The organism is Roseomonas sp. F4 (genome assembly GCF_053891155.1).
This window is the reverse complement of the sequence record NZ_JBSSHK010000005.1, coordinates 468,517-488,119: the sequence shown is the minus strand read 5'-3', so window position 1 is coordinate 488,119 and position 19,603 is coordinate 468,517. Positions and strand designations below refer to the sequence as shown.

The window sequence follows — 19,603 nt, the reverse complement described above, 5'->3', positions numbered from 1 at the left end:
GGCCTGCCATGACCTTGCCCCCCGCCGTGCTCCAGGTGCTGCCCGCTCTGGCCTCTGGCGGGGTCGAGCGCGGCACCATTGAAATCGCCGAGGCGATCCGCGACGCCGGCCTGCGGCCCATCGTGGCTTCCGCCGGCGGTGCGCTGGTGGCGGAGCTGGAACGGCTGGGCGTCACCCATGTGACTTTGCCGCTGGCAACCAAATCGCCGCTCGGCCTGTGGCGCAACGCCGCGGCGCTGACGGCGCTGGCGCAGGCGGAGGGCGTGCGGATCATCCATGCCCGGTCGCGCGCCCCCGCCTGGTCGGCGCTGCTGGCCGCGCGGCGCAGCGGCGCGGCCTTCGTGACCACCTATCACGGCGCCTATAACGAGCAGCTTCCCGGCAAGCGCCTGTACAATTCCGTCATGGCGCGCGGCGACCGCGTGATCGCCATCAGCCGCTTCATCGCCGATCTGGTCCAGGCCCGGCATGGCGTGCCGGCGGACCGCATCCGGCTGATCCCGCGCGGCGTCGATCCGCGCCGTTTCGACCCGGCCAGCATCACGCCGCAAGCCGTCGTCGCGCTGCGCACCGCCTGGGGCGCGGCGCTGGGCGATGCCGTGATCCTGCTGCCCGCCCGGCTGACGCGCTGGAAGGGTCAGGCCGTGCTGGTCGCGGCGCTGTCCCATCTGCCGGCCCATGCGCGCGTCGTACTGGCGGGCGGCGGGCGCGATGGGTTCCGTGATGAGCTGCTGGCCCTGGCCGCGCGGCTCGGCGCGGCCGGTCGGCTGCACATCGCCGGTCACGTGCCGGACCTGGCCCTGGCCATGGCCGCCGCCGATATCGTCGTGCATGCCAGCACCGATGCCGAGGCTTTTGGGCGCACGGTGATCGAGGCCCAGGCCATGGCGCGCCCCGTGGTGGCCGCCGATCTCGGTGGGCCGCGCGAAACCGTGGAACATGGCGTCACCGGCTGGCGCGTGCCGCCCGGCGATCCGGCCGCGCTGGCGGCGCTGCTCGCGCGGGTGCTGGCGATGCCGATGGCCGAGCGGCAGGCGGTGGGCGATGCGGCCCGGGATTCCGTGCTGCGCCACTACAGCACCGCCGCGATGCAGGCCGCGACCATCGCCGTCTATCGGGAGTTTCTGGGATGACCGAGCCCGCCATCCTGGTTATCCGACTTGGTGCGCTGGGCGATTTCGTGCAGTCCTTCAGCCCCTTCGCCGCGATCCGCGCGCATCACCCCGGGGCGCGCATCGTGCTGCTGACCACGCCGCCCTTCGCCGAGCTCGCCCGGCGCAGCCCCTGGTTCGACGAGGTCTGGGCGGAGGGCCGCCCCTCCTGGCGCGATGCGCGGGCCGTGCTCGGCCTGCGGCGGCGGCTGCGGGCGGCGCGGTTCGGGCGGGTCTATGATTTGCAGACCTCCAGCCGGTCGTCCCGCTATCGCTGGCTGGTGGGGCTGGGCGTGGAGTGGTCCGGCATCGCGCGCGGCGCGTCGCACCCCCATGCCAATCCCGACCGCGACCGGCTGCACACCATTGAGCGGCAGCGGGAGCAGTTGGAAGCGGCGGGCATCACGGAGTTTCCGCCGCCGGCACTGGATTGGCTGGATGCGGACCTGTCGGCCTTCGACCTGCCGCCGCGCTTTGTCCTGCTGGTGCCGGGCGCGTCCCCGTTGCGGCCGGGCAAACGCTGGCCGGAGGCGCGCTTCGCCGAATTCGCCGCCACCAGCCCGCTGCCTTGCGTGGTCCTGGGCGGCCAAGCGGAGGTGGCCCTGGCCGAGGGCATTGTGGCGGCCGCGCCGGGCTGCATCAGCCTGGCCGGCCGCACCGGTTTCGCCGAGATCGCGGCCCTGGCACGGCGCGCCAGCTTCGCCCTGGGCAACGACACCGGCCCGACGCATCTGATCGCCGCCGCCGGCTGCCCGACGCTGGCCCTGTTTGGCGGCGACAGTGACCCGGCGCTTTGCGCCCCGCGCGGCCCCGCGGTGGCGGTGCTGCGACACCTACCGCTGGCGGCGCTGGGGCTGACCGAGGTCAGGGCCGCAATGGCAGCGCTGTCAGAGCGATAATTTTGAACTTTTTCGTCGGCATCGAGTCAAATGGTTCGATGATCACGACGACGGCTAAAATCATCAGCGTCGTGAAGGCCCCGAACCGAAACCAAGTGTCTCGGTTCAGTTTCCGTTTCAAGAATTCAAGGATGGGGCTTTGTTCGGCTTCCGAAGGGGAATCATCAGACCAATGCTTGGATCTCGATGGCTGTCCTGATCCGATCTCAATCAGCTTCATCGCTTGGTGTCGGGCCGCGAAGACATAGTAATCGTAGACGGCGGTCGTCAGCAAAAAAATGGAAAGGATCGGCAGCTTTTCGCTGAATAGCGCTTGGCTTGGGACGATTTCCTTGCCGTTGGCAGCGACCGTCGCCGCTGTGCCGAGGAAGCCGATCAGAAGTCCAAAAGCCCAGCGCGAGGCGGCAGCGACCTCGGAATCAAGCTTTTGCACCATTTCGATGGCTTTTTCGCTCATACGAAATATGAGACAGGACAGCGATGAAATGTCACCAGGAAGTTGCGGACGGCGCCTGTCCGCAACCTTCTGGTATCGAAGCCTGTCAGCCGGCAGGGACGCCGCTCTGCGTCCAGGCGCGCAGCGCCTCCATCTCCACCTCGGACAGCTTCTCACCCAGGCCCCGGGTGGTGTTGAGCAGGGTGGCGTAGAGCACCCGGGCGAGGCGCGCGGTGCCCTCCGGCCCCACCGGCTCATGCAGCTTCACATAGCCGCGCATCAGCCAGCGCAGCAGTGCCGTCACCTCCCGTGCCGAAATGTGCAGCCCCTGCGCGGCCGCGGCCTCCGCCAGTTCAGGCGCCGCACTGGCGGGGTCCAGCGGCAGGGCAGCGGCGATGGCGGGCAGCAGGAAGCCGATTTCCGTCGGGGTGAAGGCCGGCAGGTCATGTGGCAGGCCCTTGGGGTCACGCGAGCCCCAGAGCAGGTCGCGCAGCAGCAGCGCGGCCTCCATCGCCGCGGCTTCCGGTGTCGGCTCGGTCGGAGTGGCGGGCTCGGGCGAGGCGGGCTCAGGCGGGGTGTGTGCCGTGACCTGCTCCGTCACCACCTCGGGCTCGGCGGCCTGCTCGACCACGGGGGCCTCGACCATGGGCGTTTCGACCATGGGCGCTTCGACATGGGTCGGGCGCGCCGACGTGACGGCGGCGGGCTCCGGCTCGGCTTCCGCCTGCTCCTCGGCGGGGGCGCCACCGCGCTCCGCATCGAAAACCCAGCGCCGAGTGGGCGGGCCGGAGAGCGACAGGCGCGGGTCCTGGGCGCTTTCGATCAGACCGCCGAGCGAGCCCGCGCCGGCATAATCCGTTTGCCGCAAAGCGGGGAAGGCGCGGGGCAGGGTCTGGCCGAGATCGGCCAGGCGCAACGCTCCGGCCTGGCTTCGGGCCAGCGCCTCTCGCAGCCAGGCCAGCACCTGGGCGCGCAATTCGGTCGCGTCCGGGGCGCGCGATGGTGAGGCAGCAGGGGCGGGCGGTGCGGCGCTGACCTGGGCGATGGGCAGGTTGCCCATGCCCTCATGCGCGAATTCATCCAGACCCACCACCAGATCCGCCGCCGCCAGATAGGCGGCCTTGGCCGTGTCCTGCGCCAGGATGGTGATGCGCCGGTCATGCGCCCGTAGCCGGGCCAGCGCCGGCAGGAAGTCGCTGTCGCCGGACAGCAGCACGAATTCGTCGAAATGCGTGCGGTGGTCCAGCGCCTCCCGGATATCCAGCGCCATCTTCATGTCGGCGCTGTTCTTGAGCCAGGCGACCGGCGGGCAATCCACCACGTCGAAACCGGCCTGGACGAAATTGGCGCGGAATTCCGAGAAATAGGCGCGGTTGCGCAGGTCCCGCGTGGCGCGATAGCGGGCAACTGGCCGGCCGGGCTGAAAATCATGATATCCGCCCGGATTGAGGTAGCAGCGCCGCACCAACGTGCGCCTTGTGGCCGGCGGCCCGCTCTCGCCGCGACCCTCCAGCCAGGCGAGCCAGGCATCGGGGCGCTCGCCGAAGGCATAGGCGGCCCGTTCATCCCATCTCAGCAGCGCCATGAAGACATTGTCGAAATCAACGTAGAGCGCCGCGCGGGGCGGCTGTTGTTGTGGGGTCATGGAGTCATCCGGCCGAATAAGTGTCGGCATTCTGGTCATCAGGGGGGCAGTCATGTCCGAAGTCGCCTTGACGGCAAGGCGGCAGGCTGGTCATGGTCCGCGCCCTTTATGGCACAGTCCAGGAGCCTTGTATCCCGATGCCCGCGATCACCCTGCCTGACGGTTCTGTCCGCGACTTCGCCGGGCCCGTCACGGGCACGACGGTTGCGGCCAGCATTGGCCCCGGCCTGGCCAAGGCTGCCCTCGCCATGATGGTGGACGGCCAGCTGCGCGACCTCTCCGACGAGATCGCGGCCGATGCCAGCCTGCGCTTCATCACCCGCCGCGACCCCGAGGCGCTGGAGATGATCCGCCACGACACCGCCCATGTGCTGGCGGAGGCGGTGCAGGACCTGTTTCCCGGCACCCAGGTGACCATCGGCCCGACCATCGAGAACGGTTTCTATTACGATTTCTTCCGCAATCAGCCCTTCAGCGTCGAGGACTTCGCCGCGATCGAAGGACGGATGCGGGAGATCGTGGCCCGCAACGCCGCCTTCAAACGCAGCGTGGTTTCGCGTGCCGAGGCGACCGCCCTGTTCGAAAAGAAGGGCGAGGCCTTCAAGGTCGAGCTGATCCGCGACCTGCCGGATGGCGTGGACATCAGCCTCTACAGCCAGGGCGACTGGATCGACCTCTGCCGTGGGCCGCATATGCGTTCCACCGGCGATGTCGGCACCGCCTTCAAGCTGACCAAGGTCGCCGGAGCCTATTGGCGCGGCAAGTCCGAGAACCCGGTGCTGTCGCGCATCTACGGCACCGCCTGGCGCGACCAGAAGGAACTCGACGCCTACCTTCTGCAGGTCGAGGAGGCGGAAAAGCGTGACCACCGCCGCATCGGCAAGGAAATGGGCCTGTTCCATCTCCAGGAGGAGGCGACCGGCAGCGTCTTCTGGCACCCCAAGGGCTGGAAGCTGTACCGGACGGTCGAGGACTATATGCGCCGCCGGCTCGACCAGGCCGACTATCAGGAGGTGAAGACCCCCCAGCTGGTCGACCGCCGGCTGTGGGAGGAGTCCGGCCACTGGGAGAAGTTCCGCCACGCCATGTTCCTCGCCAAGGTCGAGGACAAGGATGAGGCGGACCGCACCTACGCCCTGAAGCCGATGAACTGCCCCTGCCATGTGCAGATCTTCAACCAGGGCGTCCGGAGCTATCGCGAGCTGCCGCTGCGCATGGCCGAATTCGGCGCCTGCCACCGCTTCGAGCCTTCGGGCGCGCTGCACGGCATCATGCGCGTGCGCGCCTTCACGCAGGACGATGCGCATATCTTCTGCGAGGAACATCAGATCGCGGATGAGACGGTGCAGTTCGTGGCGCTGCTCTCCGGCATCTATCGCGACCTGGGCTTTAGCGAGTTCCGGGTGAAGTTCTCCGACCGGCCAGCGGTGCGGGCGGGGGATGACGCGACCTGGGATCGTGCCGAGGGCGCGTTGAAGGAGGCCTGCGCGGTCGCCGGCGTGGACTACGAGTTGAACCCGGGGGAGGGCGCCTTCTACGGCCCGAAGCTGGAATTCGTGCTGCGCGACGCCATCGGACGCGACTGGCAATGCGGCACCTTGCAGGTGGACTTCGTGCTGCCGGAACGTCTGGATGCTGTCTATGCGGCGGAAGACGGCACCCGGAAGCGGCCGGTCATGCTGCACCGGGCGATCCTCGGCAGCTTCGAGCGCTTCCTCGGCATCCTGATCGAGCAGCATGCGGGCCGCTTCCCGCTCTGGCTGGCGCCGGTGCAGGTGGTGGTGGCGACCATCGTCTCGGATGCCGACGATTACGCGCGGAAGGCCGCGGCGGCGCTGGCCAAGGCGGGGCTGCGGGTGGAACTCGATCTGCGGAACGAGAAGATCAACCGCAAGGTGCCTGACCACATCGCCCAGCGCGTGCCGGTGCTGGCCGTGGTCGGGCGGCGGGAGGCGGAGGAAGGCATGCTGGTGCTGCGCCGCCTGCCGGGGCGGGAGCAGGAAAGCCTGCCGCTTTCGGAGGCAATCGCGCGGCTGGTGGCTCAAGCCACGGCACCGGACCTCGCCGACGCCCAGAAGGCGGATGTTGCGACGCAATAATGCCATATTTTACGGAGTCGCGCGCCCTTGGCGCGCGCCTCCCGCTTGCTTCGGCGGGGTCGCATCGCCATAACAAGCCAGATTACGCCTTGAACGACGACAGGAGAGCGCTATAGCCCGAGGTCCGATGCCCGCCCAGTTGCCGACGCGCGACGGCCCGCGGGTCAATGAAGACATCCGTGTCCCCCAGGTCCGCCTGATCGATCAGGACGGTGAAATGATCGGGGTGATGTCGGCGCGCGATGCGTTGCTGCGGGCTTATGAGGTCGGCCTCGACCTGCTCGAAATCAGCCCGAACGCCGTCCCGCCGGTCTGCAAGATCACGGATTACGGCAAGTACAAGTATGAGCAGCAGAAGAAGGCCAACGAGGCGCGCAAGCGTCAGAAGGTCGTCGAGCTGAAGGAAATCAAGGTCCGTCCGAATATCGACGACCACGATTACGAAGTGAAGATGCGCCAGATGAAGGAATTCATTGGCGACGGCGACAAGGTGAAGGTCACGCTCCGCTTCCGCGGCCGCGAAATGGCGCATCAGGACCTTGGCCTGAAGGTGCTGGACCGGATCCGGACGGAGCTGGCGGAGGCCACGAAGGTGGAATCCATGCCGCGCCTGGAAAACCGCCAGATGATCATGGTGCTGGCGCCCAAATAAGGGTGCCGGCCGCCAGTCGGACATGGAGCGGCCCCGCCGGATGGCGGGGCCTTTTTCATGTCGGGGCCGGCGAAGGTCGGAGGCGGCGTCAGCCGGCCTCCATCGCTTCCTCCTTCTTCTTCCGGATGGCCGGCAGCAGCATCATGGTCAGGGCAAGTGCCGCCAGTGCCAGCAGCGTGCCGCTGATCGGACGTTCGATGAAGGTGGAGGGATCGCCGCGCGACAGAAGCATGGCGCGCCGCAGATGCTCCTCCATCATCGGGCCGAGCACGAAGCCCAGCAGAAGCGGGGCTGGTTCCAGCCGGAACTTCTTGAACATGTATCCGACGCCACCCCAGACGGCCATCATATAGACGTCGAAGATATTGTTGTTCAGGCTGTAGGAACCGATGCAGCAGAACACCAGGATGCCGGCATAGAGGTACTTGTAGGGAACCCGCAGCAACTGCACCCAGAGGCCGATCATCGGCAGGTTGATGATCAGCAGCATCAGGTTGCCGACCCACATGGAGGCGATCAGCCCCCAGAACAGCTCCGGCTGCGACTCCACCATGCGCGGGCCCGGCTGGATGCCCTGGATGATCAGCGCGCCGGTCATCAGCGCCATGACGGCATTGGAGGGGATGCCCAGCGTCAGCAGCGGGATGAAGCTGGCCTGCGCGCCCGCATTGTTGGCGCTTTCCGGCCCGGCCAGGCCCTCGATCGCGCCATTGCCGAAACGCTCCGGCTGCCGGGAAATCCGCCGCTCCACCATGTAGGAGCCGAAGGAGGACAGCGAGGCGCCGCCGCCCGGCAGGATGCCGAGTACGGTGCCCAACAGTGTGCCGCGGATGGCCGCCGGCGTGGCGTAGCGCCACTCCTCCCGCGTCAGCCACAGCCGACCGCGCTTGGCCACGATGCCCTTGCGGATCTCGGGGTTCTCCAGGTTCACCATGATCTCCGCGATGCCGAACAGGCCCATGGCGAGCACCACGAAGTTGATGCCATCGGACAATTCCGGGATGCCGAAGGTGAAGCGCTGCTGGCCGGTCTGCACATCTGTTCCGACCATGCCGATGCAGACCCCCGCCACCACCATGGCGATGGCAGCGATAACGCTGCCCTGCGCCAGGATGCAGGACACGATCAGCCCGAGCAGCATCAGCGAGAAATAATCGGGCGGACCGAAGGATAGGGCGACGGAGGTCAGCAGCGGCCCGGACAGGGCCACCACGAAGGTGGAGACGGAGCCCGCGAAAAAGGAGCCGATGGCTGCCGCGGCGAGGGCCGCGCCGGCGCGGCCCTGTTGAGCCATCTTGTAGCCCTCGATCGCTGTGACCACGCCGGAGATCTCGCCCGGCAGGTTCAGCAGGATGGCGGTGGTCGAGCCGCCATACTGGGCGCCGTAGTAGATGCCGGCCAGCATGATGATGGCGGTGGTCGGGTCCAGCCCGAAGGTCAGCGGCAGCAGCAGGGAGATGGTGGCGGTGGGGCCGAGGCCCGGCAGCACCCCGATGGCGGTGCCGACCATGGCGCCGAGGAAGGCGAAGCTGAGGTTCTGGACGGTGAGGGCGACGGAGAAGCCGAGGATCAGGTTATCCAGCATGCGCCGCCCCCCTCAGCCGAGCAGGATGCGGTGGCGGCAGGCAAGGGCCAGGCCATTGGCGGGGCGGCCGGGCCTGGCAAGGGTTGAGCGGGTGCGATTGTCTTTCATGGGGAGCCTCCGTTTTTGGGGATGCCGCCGCGACCGGGCGCTGGGCTCCGACTTGCTGCTGAAGATGCAGCAATTCCGCCAGACAAAAGCCGTAATTATGTCCCAATTTTATATTGCTGCATTTTAACGGTTGGATGGCGTGCCGTTGCCGCGGCGTTCCGGCGGCCTGGCCAGGGAAAGCTTGACGCGGCGGGGGCGGAGGGCTAACCGCAACCCCGTTCGGTCGCCCGGACACCCTTAGGTCGCCCCGCCTGATGCGGGTCGGCTCCGTCGCTCCGCGAAGGCTCGCGCAGCGGCGCGTTTTCGTTTGGGCGATCGTGTGGTTGGAAAGGGCAGTACCGCCGCGATGTTCGAGGCGTTGGGCAACAGGCTGACAGGGGTTTTCGACAAGCTGCGCCGTCGTGGCGCCCTGTCGGATGCCGATGTCCAGGAGGCGCTGCGGGAAGTCCGCATCGCGCTGCTGGAGGCCGATGTCGCTTTGCCCGTGGTGAAGGACCTGGTGAACCGCGTGCGCGACCGCGCCGTGGGCCAGGAGGTCATCCGCAGCGTCTCCCCCGCCCAGCAGGTCATCAAGATCGTCAACGACGCGCTGGTTGAGGCGCTGGGTGGTGGCGAAGGCGATGACGGCAAGCGCGGCATCGATCTGAATGCGCCGGCGCCCCTGCCGATCCTGATGGTCGGCCTGCAGGGCTCCGGCAAGACCACGACCTCCGGCAAGATCGCGCTGCGGCTGCGCACGCGCGATCGCAAGAAGGTCCTGCTGGCCTCGCTCGACGTGCATCGCCCGGCGGCGCAGTTGCAGTTGCAGCAGCTGGCGGATCGCGCCGAGGTCACCTGCCTGCCGATCGTCATGGGCCAGCGGCCGTTGGAGATCGCGGCGCGGGCCATGGATGTCGCCCGGCGCGAGCTGTTCGACGTGGTCATCCTGGATACGGCGGGCCGCCTGTCCATCGATGCCGAGCTGATGGCCGAAGTCGCGGCGGTGAAGGCATTCGCAAAACCGCATGAGACGCTGCTGGTGGTCGATGCCATGACCGGCCAGGACGCGGTGCAGACGGCGCGCGCCTTCAACGAACAGGTCGGCGTCACGGGCATTGTCATGACCCGCGTCGATGGCGATGCGCGCGGTGGCGCGGCGCTGTCCATGCGGGCCGTCACCGGCGCCCCGATCAAGCTGCTGGGCGCCGGCGAGAAGCTGGATGCGCTGGAGGATTTCCATCCCGACCGCATCGCCAACCGCATCCTCGGCATGGGCGACATCGTCTCCCTCGTCGAGCGCGCGGCGGAGACGATCGACCAGGCGGAAGCCGAAAAGCTCGCCAGGAAGATGCAGAAGGGGTCTTTCGACCTCGAGGACTATGCCCAGCAGATCAAGCAGATCGGCAAGATGGGCTCGCTTTCCGGCATCCTCGGCATGCTGCCCGGCATCGGCAAGATGAAGGCGCAGATCGAGAACGCCAATCTCGACCAGTCCATGTTGAAGCGCCAGGCGGCGATCATCTCCTCGATGACGGTGAAGGAACGGCGCAAGCCGGACCTCATCAAGGCGTCGCGGAAGAAGCGCATCGCCGCCGGCTCTGGCACCACGGTGCAGGAAGTGAATCGACTGCTGAAGCAGTTCGACGACATGTCGGACATGATGAAGCGGATGAACAAGATGGGCCAGAAGGGGATGATGCGCGGCGGTCTCGGCGCGCTCATGCCCGGCCTTGGTAACAAACGACCGTTTTGAAGATCAGGAGAAGGTAACCCTCATGGGCCTCAAGATCCGCCTCGCGCGCGCCGGCGCCAAGAAGCGCCCCTACTACCACATCGTGGTGGCGGACAGCCGCAGCCCGCGCGATGGCCGCTTCATCGAGAAGCTGGGCAGCTACAATCCGATGCTGCCCTCCGACCATCCGGAGCGCGTGCGCCTGTTCGCCGAGCGCATCGCGCATTGGAAGTCCGTCGGCGCCCTGCCGACCGATCGCGTCGCGAAGTTCCTCGGCCATGCCGGCCTGGCGCCGATGCCGGTCTATGCGGAGCAGCCCAAGCAGGCCGCCCCGAAGAAGAAGGCGCAGGAACGCGCCGCCGCCAACGCCGCCGCGGCGGGCTGAGGCAGAGCAGGGGACCTAGGCCGTGGCGCGGGTGAAGCGGGTGTTGGTGGGGGAGATCGGGCGGCCGCATGGCGTGCGCGGCCTGCTGCGCCTGCGCGCCTTCACCGCCGACCCGATGGCCATCGGCACCTACGGCCCCCTGACCGATGCCGAAGGCACGCGCCGTATCGCGCTGACCGCCCTGCCGGACGGGCTTGCCCGGGTCGAGGGTGTGGCGGATCGCGACCAGGCCGCGAAGCTCACCGGTATCAAGCTCTATGCCGAACGCGACCGCCTGCCGCCGCCCGAGGATCCGGAGGAGTTCTTCCTCTGTGACCTGGAAGGGCTGCCCGCACTGACCGAGGACGGCGCCACGCTGGGCACCATCCGCGCGGTGGAGGATCACGGCGCCGGGGCCTTCCTGGTGGTCGATGGTCCGGCCGGGGAAGTGCTGCTGCCCTTCACCAAGAAGGTGGTGCCGGTGGTGGATATCGCCGCGGGTCGGGTGATGGTCGCACCGCCGGCCGAGGTGATCGTCGCCCCGCAAGCCGGGGAGGACGCGGCGTGAGCTGGCGGGCCACCATCCTGACCCTGTTCCCGGAGATGTTCCCCGGCCCGCTCGGCCTGTCCCTCGCGGGCAAGGCGTTGCGGGAGGGGCGCTGGGCGCTGGAGACGATGGATATCCGCGGCTTCGCCACGGACAAGCACCGCACGGTGGACGACACCCCCTTCGGTGGAGGCGCGGGCATGGTGATGCGGCCGGATGTGCTGGACGCGGCCTGCGAAGCGGCGACGGCGGCCAATCCCGGCGCGCCGCTGGTCTATCTGACGCCGCGTGGGCGGAAGCTGGACCAGGCGCTGGTGCGTGACCTCTCCGCCGGTCCCGGCCTGGTGCTGCTGTGTGGCCGCTACGAAGGCGTCGACCAGCGGGTGATCGAAGCCCGCGAGATGGTCGAGGTCTCCGCCGGGGATTTCGTGCTGTCGGGCGGCGAACCCGCGGCGCTGCTGCTGCTCGATGCCTGCATCCGGCTGCTGCCGGGTGTGATGGGCGGCGCGGCCAGCGCGGCGGAGGAAAGCCACGGCGCCGAGGGCCTTCTGGAATACCCGCACTATACCCGCCCCGCCGAATGGCAGGGCCGGCGCGTGCCCGACGTGCTGCTTTCCGGCCATCATGCCGAGGTCGCACGCTGGCGCCGCGCCGAGGCGGAGGCCGCGACCCGCGCGCGGCGGCCGGACCTCTGGAACGCATATGCCGGCAAGGCTGCCGGCAACACGGAAATCGCGAAGGCGGGGCGGCTGGACGGCCACCCAGCCGCCGCCTAGATGCAAAGATTGGAAGGAACCACCCGATGAACCTGCTCCAGCAGTTCGAGGCCGCCCAGCAGGCGCGCCTCTCCGAGAAGCGCCCGACGCCGGCCTTCGATGCGGGCGATACGCTCCGCGTCATGGTGAAGGTCGTGGAAGGCGAGCGCACCCGCGTGCAGGCCTATGAAGGCGTCTGCATCGCCCGCAGCAACCGCGGCCTGAACAGCAACTTCACGGTCCGGAAGCTGTCCTACGGCGAGGGCGTGGAGCGCATCTTCCCGCTGTACTCCCCGAACGTGGCGGAGATCGTGGTGGTGCGCCGCGGCAAGGTGCGCCGCGCGAAGCTGTATTACCTGCGTGGCCGGACCGGCAAGTCCGCGCGCATCGAAGAGCGGGCGCGCGACAAGCGCGAGACCGCGGCAGCCTGATCCGGCTTCGGCCCCGCCAGTACGGGCGGGGCCAGTGGCTGGGGAGGGCAAGAAGGCAAGAAGGGGAAAGCGATGGCCAAGCCACGCACGCTGTTCGACAAGATCTGGGATGCGCATGTCGTGGAGACGCTGCCGGATGGCACCGCGGTCCTCTACATCGACAAGCACCTCACCCATGAAGTCACCAGCCCCCAGGCCTTCGAAGGCCTTCGCCTCGCCGGTCGCAAGCTGCGCCGACCGGATGCGACCATTGCGGTGGTCGACCACAACATCGCCACGGACAGCAGCCGCTACGGCCGCATCGAGGATCCGGATAGCCGCCAGCAGGTCGAGACGCTGGAGCGCAATGTCGTCGAATTCGGCGTGCCCTATATCCCGCTGACCGATATCCGCCAGGGCATCGTGCATGTCATCGGCCCGGAGCTGGGCCTGTCCCTGCCGGGTATGACGCTGGTCTGCGGTGACAGCCACACCTCCACCCATGGCGCACTCGGCGCACTGGCCTTCGGCATCGGCACCTCCGAGGTCGAGCACGTCATGGCCACCCAGACGCTGCTCCAAAAACCCGCGAAGAACATGCGGGTGACGGTGGATGGCGTGCTGCCGGTGGGCTGCACGGCGAAGGACATCGTGCTCGCCATCATCGGCCAGATCGGCACCGGCGGCGGCACCGGCTATGTCATCGAATATGCCGGCGAGGCGATCCGCGCGCTGGACATGGCCGGGCGCATGACGCTCTGCAACATGACCATCGAGGCCGGCGCCCGCGCCGGCATGGTGGCGCCGGACCAGGTGACCTTCGACTACGTGCGCGGCCGCCCCTTCGCGCCGAAGGGCGCGGATTTCGACAAGGCCGTCGCCTGGTGGAAGACGCTGCCCTCCGACGAAGGCGCGCATTTCGACAAGGAAGTGGTGCTGGACGCCGCGCAGATCGCACCGCAGGTCACCTGGGGCACCAACCCCGAGGCCGTGCTGCCGATCACGGGCGTGGTGCCGGACCCGGCCCTGGTCGAGGATGAGGACCGCCGCGCGCAGATGACGCGCATGCTGCAATACATGGATCTGCAGCCGGGCCAGAAGCTGGACGGGCTGAAGATCGACGTCGCCTTCATCGGCTCCTGCACCAATTCCCGCATCGAGGACATCCGCGCCGCCGCCGCCATGGTGCGCGGCAAGAAGGTGGCCGAAGGCGTGCGCGCCCTGGTGGTGCCGGGCTCCGGCCTGGTGAAAAAGCAGGCGGAGGATGAGGGGCTCGACATCGTCCTGAAGGAGGCCGGCTTCGAGTGGCGCGAGGCGGGCTGCTCGATGTGCCTCGGCATGAACCCGGACAAGCTGAAGCCCGGCCAGCGCAGCGCCAGCACCAGCAACCGCAACTTCGAGGGCCGCCAGGGCCCCGGCGGCCGCACGCATCTGGTCTCTCCGGCCATGGCGGCGGCGGCGGCGATCCACGGCCACCTGGTCGATGTGCGGAACTTCCAGCCGAAGGAGGGCGTGTGACATGCGGCCATTCACCACGCTGACCGGCGTCGCGGCGCCGATGCCTGCCGCGAACATCGACACCGACAAGATCATCCCGGCGCGCTTCCTGAAGACCATTGCCCGGACCGGCCTCGGCAAAAGCCTGTTCGCCAATATGCGCTACAACGAGGACGGGACGGAGAACCCGGACTTCGTGCTCAATCAGGAACCCTACCGGCACGCCGAGATCCTGATCGCCTTCGACAATTTCGGCTGCGGCTCCTCCCGCGAGCATGCGCCCTGGGCGCTGCTGGATTTCGGCATCCGCTGCGTCATCGCGCCGGATTTCGCCGACATCTTCCACTCCAACAGCTTCAAGAACGGCGTGCTGCCGGTTGCGCTGCCGCGCGAGATCTGTGAGCAGCTGATGGAAGATGCGCGGATGGGCGGCAATGCGCGCCTGACTGTGGATCTGGAGCGGCAGGTCGTGGTGCGGCCGAACGGGGAGGAGATTCCCTTCCAGATCGACCCCTTCCGCCGCCACCTGCTGCTCAACGGCCTCGACGATATCGGCCAGACCATGCAGCACGCGCCGGCGATCGACGGCTTCGAGGCGAAGCAGCGCGCGGCCCAGCCCTGGCTCTACGCCGAGGCCTGAGTGTTTCGGGGGCCGTCCTGGCCCCCCACCCCGACCCTTCCCCGCGAGGCGGGGGAGGGAGTGCCCTTCCCGACAGGACGAACGCCAAGATGCCCGCCAATAAAAAGCTCCTCATCCTGCCGGGCGACGGCATCGGGCCGGAAGTGATGCGCGAAGTGCGCCGCATCATCGACTGGATGGACCGCCGCCGCAGCGTCACCTTCGACATCAATGAGGGCCTGGTGGGCGGCGCGGCGCTGGATGCCACCGGTTCTCCCTGCCCGGATGAGACGGTCGCCGCCGCCAGCGCCGCCGATGCGGTGCTGTTCGGCTCCGTCGGCGGCCCGAAATGGGACAGCCTGCCCTTCGATCAGCGGCCGGAACTGGGCATCCTGCGCCTCCGCAAGGATTTGCAGCTTTTCGCCAATCTGCGCCCGGCCGTGGTGCTGGCGCCGCTGGTGGAGGCCTCCGCGCTTCGGGCCGATCTGGTGCGCGGCCTCGACATCATGATCGTGCGGGAGACCACCGGCGGCATCTATTTCGGCGAGCCGCGCGGCATCCATGTGAATGAGCAGGGCAAGCGCGTCGGCATCGACACCGAGATCTATTCCGAGGACGAGATCGCCCGCGTGGCCCGTGTCGCCTTCGACCTGGCCCGCAAGCGCCGCAACAAGGTGACGAGCGTCGAGAAGGCGAATGTCATGCAGTCCGGCCGGTTGTGGCGGGCCGTGGTGGGCGAGATCGGCAAGGCCGAATACCCGGATGTCGAGCTGGAGCACATGTATGCCGACAACTGCGCTATGCAGTTGGCCAGCCGGCCGAAGCAGTTCGACGTGGTGCTGGGCGGCAACCTGTTCGGCGACGTGCTGTCCGACCTGGCCGCAGCGCTGACCGGCTCGCTCGGCATGCTGCCCTCCGCCACCATCGGTGCGGTGCAGGCGGATGGCCGGCGGCATGCGCTGTATGAGCCGATCCATGGCAGCGCGCCGGATATCGCCGGCAAGGGCGTGGCCAATCCCTGCGCCCAGATCCTGTCCTTCGCGATGCTGCTGCGCCTGTCCTTCGACATGGACGAGGATGCGACGCTGATCGAGCAGTCGGTGGAGAAGGTGTTGGCCGGTGGCCTGCGCACCGCCGACATCATGGCGCCTGGCATGGCCCGCGTCGGCACGACGGTGATGGGCGAGGCGGTGCTGCGGGAGCTGGAGAAGCTCTCAGCCTGACGCGGAAGCATTTGATTCCTAAGCAACAAATCCGCCGGCGCGAAATCGCTCCGGCGGATTTTTTTTGCCCCGGAAATTGTGTCGATGGGGTTGCGCACCCCCATCCCGCCCGCTATCTAGCGGCTCCCGTGCGGACCCGTAGCTCAATTGGATAGAGCACCAGACTACGGATCTGGGGGTTAGGAGTTCGAATCTCTTCGGGTCCGCCACGGGTTTTATTGCGCCGCGACTTTAGTTCGCTGGCAGTAGATTGATTTACTGGTCTGCCGCTATTCGGTGCGGTGCAAGGCCAGTTACATCATCCCCCCCCCACTCATGTAGTGCCTTTTGCGGCGGCGCGTTGCGTGGCCGCCAGCCCAGCTCGATACCGTTGTGTTTGACGGGCCAAGCGCATTCGCCGAGCGGGGACCAGGACCCTGGACGCCGGCGGCGCGGCGCTGACCGACCCAAATCCGTGACGGCGACCGGGTGTGGCGCAGGGGTCACGTTTCCGTTCCCCACTGCAACCATGCCGCGAGCACTCTTCTTTTCGCAGTTGCGAAGAGGGTTGGAATCGACAAAGATGCGGCCGCCTCCACAGCTGGACGTCGTATGAAGATCTCCATAATTGGTGCCGGCTATGTCGGCCTTGTATCGGGTGCCTGCTTTGCCGAATTCGGCATTGACGTGGTCGTTGTTGATGTCGCTGCTGAGAAGATCGAAGCGCTGAAGGCGGGGCGCATCCCCATCTACGAGCCTGGTCTTGATAAGCTGGTCATCGACAATGCGGCCGACGGCCGCCTGACCTTCACGACCGACCTCCAGGCCGCCGTGCGCGGGGCCAGCGCCGTGTTCCTCGCCGTGGGCACGCCGACCCGGCGTGGCGATGGCCATGCCGACCTGTCCTATGTCTTTGCGGCCGCCGAGCAGGTCGCCAAGGCCGCCGACGGGCCGCTGGTGCTGGTGACCAAGTCCACCGTGCCGGTCGGCACGGGGCGGAAGGTCAAGGAGATTGTCCGCAAGGCGCGTCCGGACCTCCAGATCGAGGTGGCTTCCAACCCGGAATTCCTGCGCGAGGGCAATGCCATCGGCGACTTCATGCGGCCGGACCGCGTGGTGGTTGGCGTGGATTCCGATTTGGCGCTGGATGTTCTGAAGCGGCTGTACCGTCCGCTTTACCTGATCGAGACGCCGGTCATCGCCACGTCGCTTGAGACGGCGGAGCTCATCAAATACGCCTCTAACGCCTTCCTGGCGGTGAAGATCACCTTCATCAACCAGATGGCCGATCTCTGCGAAAAGGCGGGCGCCGACGTCCATGACGTGGCCCGGGGCATGGGCCTGGATGGGCGCATCGGGCGCAAGTTCCTGCACCCTGGCCCTGGCTATGGCGGCAGCTGCTTCCCCAAGGACACCCTGGCCTTGGCGCGCAGCGCGCAGGAGCTGGGCGCGCCGGTGACGATCGTCGAGCAGACCATCGCCGCCAATGAGGCGCGCAAGGTGGCGATGGCGCGGCGCGTGATCGACGCTATGGGCGGCGACATCTCCGGCAAGACGATCGCCGTGCTCGGCGTGACCTTCAAGCCGGAAACCGACGACATGCGCGATGCGCCGTCGCTGGTTATCGTGCCGAAGCTGGCGGAGGCCGGTGCTTCAGTCCGCATCTACGACCCGCAGCCTGCCCATGCTCGCGATCTGATGCCCGCCAAGGCGTATTTCGCCGACACCGCGCTGGACGCGCTTCAGGGTGCGGATGCCCTGGTGCTGCTGACCGAATGGAACGAGTTCCGCGCCCTGGCGCCGGAGAAGATCAAGGAAGCCATGAACGGCTCCGTGGTCTGCGACCTGCGCAACGTCTGGGATCCGGCGACCATGCGTGCCGCCGGCTTCGAGTACTCGTCTATCGGCCGCGTGTAACGGGAGGCGCTTCGGCGCCTCCTCTTCGCTCAAGGCAGCTGGCTTGTCTGATGCCTGGTGATGGGTGCGGACGGGCCTTGCAGCGATACTTGCCTTGCCAGGATGGCCTGAGTTCCGCAAAGTTTGCAGGCCGCTTCGGCGCTGCTGGCAGGTGGATGGCGTTATGGCCTGCGGTTTCGTCGTGCGTCAGGCCAGCACCAGGAGTCTTGGAAATTTCGCCAAGTTTCTTCTGACGAAATCTCTCAAGAATTGTAAATCGCGATCCTATTCAGTCTTCTCCCAAGATCGGGGCGAGGCATAGTATTTGCTACTGATCTTCTAGCGTATCTCGGTGCGATGTTGGCATAATCGGGCGTTCCCGGGTTCTGCCGGGAAACAGAGAGGGTGTGGGCCGCTTCCTGATGCAATTTCCACTTAGCGAACCTTTGCGCCCCGGCGCGATCCACCGCTTTCGGGTTCGCTTTCCCGACCGCGCCGTGCAGACCATCGACTATGTCGAGGGGGACACGATCCACCTTCATCTGAAGCTGGCCCCCGCCAACGGCACCTTGACCGCCAATGATCTGACCCACGGCCGATGGAACGAGGAAGTGGTTCTGCCGCTTCCGGAACTGGGTCGTGGCGAGCCTGTGGTGCTCGAGGTGCATGCTGCGCGCGGCGGGATTGAGCTGCGAGCCGGTCAGGCCAAGGTGGTGCTCACGAACCGACGCGGCCTGGTGTCGGAAGCAACGCTGCTTCGCTGCTCGGGCGGCGTATCCTTTTCCGCAGAGGCCACAAGCCGCGTCGATCCGGCGCTGGAGCCGGGCCCGAACTGCCTGGGCAGTATTGATCGCTGCACCGATCAGCTGGTGCGCGGCTGGGCGGCGGACCCTGACCTTCCGGACCAGCCTCTGCTGGTCGATATTCTGGTGGATGGCGAGCACAGGGGCAGCGTGATCGCTGACGTCTGGCGCCAGGAACTTCAGGCGCTGCGGCCCGATCTCGCCTCGCACGGCTTCATTTTCCGCTTTCCCTCGCCGATTTCGCGGCAGGATGGGCGTGAGCACAAGGTCAGCGCCGTCATCCACGGCCGCAACCTGGAGTTGGCGCATAGCCCGTGGTTCGTCAGCCGCGCGACGCCGGAGAACCCGCCACGTCTGGTCCCGACGCGAAAGCCGCCGGAGCGGAAGGACGCGGTTCTGGCGACGAAGCTGCCGCCTTCCCCGCAGCCAGATGCCCATCTCGCTGGGTTGCAGGAGACCAATCGCGTTCTGAGCGAGCGCCTGAGCCAGGTGGAGGAGGTCCGCGGCAAGTTGCAGGCGGAGCTGGAAACACAACAGGCCAGCCTCAATACGCGCTACAACGAGTTGGCGATACTGACCCGGTTGCTGGAAGAAAATCGGCTTCTCCTGGAAGCGGCCCAGCGAACAAATGGCGGGTCCTCCAAGCCGAAGGAGGGTGACGGCTCGAAGCCGAAGGGCGGTGGCGAGTCCAAGCCGAAGGACGGCGATGGCTCGAAGCCGAAGGGCGGTGGCGAGTCCAAGCCGAAAGAAGGTGACGGCTCAAAGCCAAAGGGTGGTGGTGAGTCCAAGCCGAAGGAGGGCGATGGCTCGAAGCCCAAGGGTGGTGGTGAGCCCAAGCCGAAGGAGGGTGGCGGCTCGAAGCCGAAGGCCAGTGGTGAGGCGAAGCCGAAGGAGGCTGACGGCGCGAAGCCGAAGGGCGGTGGTGAGTCCAAGCCGAAGGACGGTGAAGGCCCAAAGCCGAAGGCCAGTGGTGAGTCCAAGCCGAAGGAGGGTGACGGCTCGAAGCCGAAGGCCAGTGGTGAGGCGAAGCCGAAGGAGGCTGACAGCGCGAAGCCGAAGAGCGGTGGCGAGTCCAAGCCTAAGGAGGCTAACGCCCCGAAGTCGAAGAGCGGCAATCACGTCACTGACCGAAAAGAGGCTGGCGGTTCGAACGCGCAGGCGGCGCCCCCAAATTGACGGGCGAAAATGCGGAGGGCCGCCAGCCCGTTGAGCTCCATTTTTTGC

General features: G+C 67.3%; 17 protein-coding genes and 1 tRNA gene. 15 read left to right on the top strand and 3 right to left on the bottom strand.

Going from position 1 to position 19,603, the window contains the following annotated elements; all coding sequences use genetic code 11:
* Positions 1-8 precede the first annotated feature (8 nt).
* Entirely contained in the window at positions 9-1,133 is a 1,125-nt protein-coding gene (locus tag ACVFYP_RS22050; RefSeq protein ID WP_499202364.1) for a glycosyltransferase family 4 protein, read from the top strand.
* Positions 1,130-2,050, top strand: coding sequence for a glycosyltransferase family 9 protein (locus ACVFYP_RS22045; protein ID WP_499202363.1), 921 nt, complete (start codon positions 1,130-1,132; stop codon positions 2,048-2,050). Before ACVFYP_RS22050 ends, ACVFYP_RS22045 begins: the two co-directional genes overlap by 4 nt.
* Here the strand turns inward: ACVFYP_RS22045 and ACVFYP_RS22040 are convergent.
* Both ACVFYP_RS22040 and ACVFYP_RS22035 read right to left on the bottom strand, forming a co-directional pair.
* The gene (locus ACVFYP_RS22040) at positions 2,016-2,507 is read right to left on the bottom strand and encodes a hypothetical protein (RefSeq protein ID WP_499202362.1); all 492 of its coding nucleotides are present in this window, start codon (positions 2,505-2,507) and stop codon (positions 2,016-2,018) included. The two genes, ACVFYP_RS22045 and ACVFYP_RS22040, sit on opposite strands and share 35 nt — an antisense overlap.
* A gap of 85 nt (positions 2,508-2,592) precedes the next feature.
* Positions 2,593-4,131: an NYN domain-containing protein gene (locus ACVFYP_RS22035; RefSeq protein ID WP_499202361.1), complete on the bottom strand. Its 1,539-nt coding sequence runs from the start codon at positions 4,129-4,131 to the stop codon at positions 2,593-2,595.
* Between the two features lie 137 nt (positions 4,132-4,268).
* Here ACVFYP_RS22035 and thrS point away from each other — a divergent pair, with 137 nt between their 5' ends.
* Together thrS and infC are read left to right on the top strand one after the other, a co-directional pair.
* A complete protein-coding gene (thrS, locus tag ACVFYP_RS22030; RefSeq protein ID WP_499202360.1) occupies positions 4,269-6,230 on the top strand; it encodes a threonine--tRNA ligase in 1,962 nt (653 codons plus the stop codon).
* A gap of 127 nt (positions 6,231-6,357) precedes the next feature.
* On the top strand, positions 6,358-6,882 hold the full coding sequence (gene infC, locus ACVFYP_RS22025) for a translation initiation factor IF-3 (protein ID WP_499202359.1): 525 nt from the start codon (positions 6,358-6,360) through the stop codon (positions 6,880-6,882).
* A gap of 88 nt (positions 6,883-6,970) precedes the next feature.
* Here infC and ACVFYP_RS22020 read toward each other — a convergent pair whose 3' ends face one another.
* Positions 6,971-8,467 carry a tripartite tricarboxylate transporter permease gene (locus ACVFYP_RS22020; protein WP_499202358.1) on the bottom strand — a complete coding sequence of 499 codons (1,497 nt, stop codon included), beginning with the start codon at positions 8,465-8,467 and terminating at the stop codon, positions 6,971-6,973.
* 454 nt (positions 8,468-8,921) lie between these two features.
* Between ACVFYP_RS22020 and ffh the strand changes: the two genes are divergently transcribed.
* The 11 genes from ffh (at position 8,922) to ACVFYP_RS21965 (ending at position 19,555) form a co-directional block, all read left to right on the top strand.
* Complete coding sequence (ffh, locus tag ACVFYP_RS22015; protein ID WP_499202357.1) at positions 8,922-10,307, top strand: signal recognition particle protein; 1,386 nt, start codon at positions 8,922-8,924, stop codon at positions 10,305-10,307.
* A gap of 22 nt (positions 10,308-10,329) precedes the next feature.
* A complete protein-coding gene (rpsP, locus tag ACVFYP_RS22010) occupies positions 10,330-10,671 on the top strand; it encodes a 30S ribosomal protein S16 (protein ID WP_499202356.1) in 342 nt (113 codons plus the stop codon).
* 31 nt (positions 10,672-10,702) lie between these two features.
* Positions 10,703-11,218, top strand: coding sequence for a ribosome maturation factor RimM (rimM, locus tag ACVFYP_RS22005; RefSeq protein ID WP_499202556.1), 516 nt, complete (start codon positions 10,703-10,705; stop codon positions 11,216-11,218).
* Complete coding sequence (trmD, locus tag ACVFYP_RS22000; RefSeq protein ID WP_499202355.1) at positions 11,215-11,973, top strand: tRNA (guanosine(37)-N1)-methyltransferase TrmD; 759 nt, start codon at positions 11,215-11,217, stop codon at positions 11,971-11,973. The genes rimM and trmD overlap by 4 nt, the downstream gene beginning before the upstream one ends.
* Positions 11,974-11,999: 26 nt before the next feature.
* Complete coding sequence (gene rplS, locus ACVFYP_RS21995) at positions 12,000-12,383, top strand: 50S ribosomal protein L19 (RefSeq protein WP_499202354.1); 384 nt, start codon at positions 12,000-12,002, stop codon at positions 12,381-12,383.
* Positions 12,384-12,455: 72 nt separating this feature from the next.
* On the top strand, positions 12,456-13,880 hold the full coding sequence (gene leuC, locus ACVFYP_RS21990) for a 3-isopropylmalate dehydratase large subunit (protein WP_499202353.1): 1,425 nt from the start codon (positions 12,456-12,458) through the stop codon (positions 13,878-13,880).
* A gap of 1 nt (position 13,881) precedes the next feature.
* Positions 13,882-14,499, top strand: a complete 618-nt coding sequence (gene leuD / locus ACVFYP_RS21985) for a 3-isopropylmalate dehydratase small subunit (protein ID WP_499202352.1) — start codon at positions 13,882-13,884, stop codon at positions 14,497-14,499.
* Positions 14,500-14,588: 89 nt separating this feature from the next.
* Positions 14,589-15,701 (top strand): 3-isopropylmalate dehydrogenase, encoded by a 1,113-nt coding sequence (gene leuB, locus ACVFYP_RS21980; protein ID WP_499202351.1) that lies wholly within the window; start codon positions 14,589-14,591, stop codon positions 15,699-15,701.
* A 132-nt stretch (positions 15,702-15,833) separates the two neighbouring features.
* Positions 15,834-15,910, top strand: a tRNA-Arg gene (locus ACVFYP_RS21975).
* A gap of 382 nt (positions 15,911-16,292) precedes the next feature.
* The gene (locus ACVFYP_RS21970) at positions 16,293-17,597 is read left to right on the top strand and encodes a UDP-glucose dehydrogenase family protein (protein ID WP_499202555.1); all 1,305 of its coding nucleotides are present in this window, start codon (positions 16,293-16,295) and stop codon (positions 17,595-17,597) included.
* Positions 17,598-17,983: 386 nt separating this feature from the next.
* A complete protein-coding gene (locus tag ACVFYP_RS21965) occupies positions 17,984-19,555 on the top strand; it encodes an ICP22 family protein (protein ID WP_499202350.1) in 1,572 nt (523 codons plus the stop codon).
* The last annotated feature ends 48 nt before the right edge of the window (positions 19,556-19,603 follow it).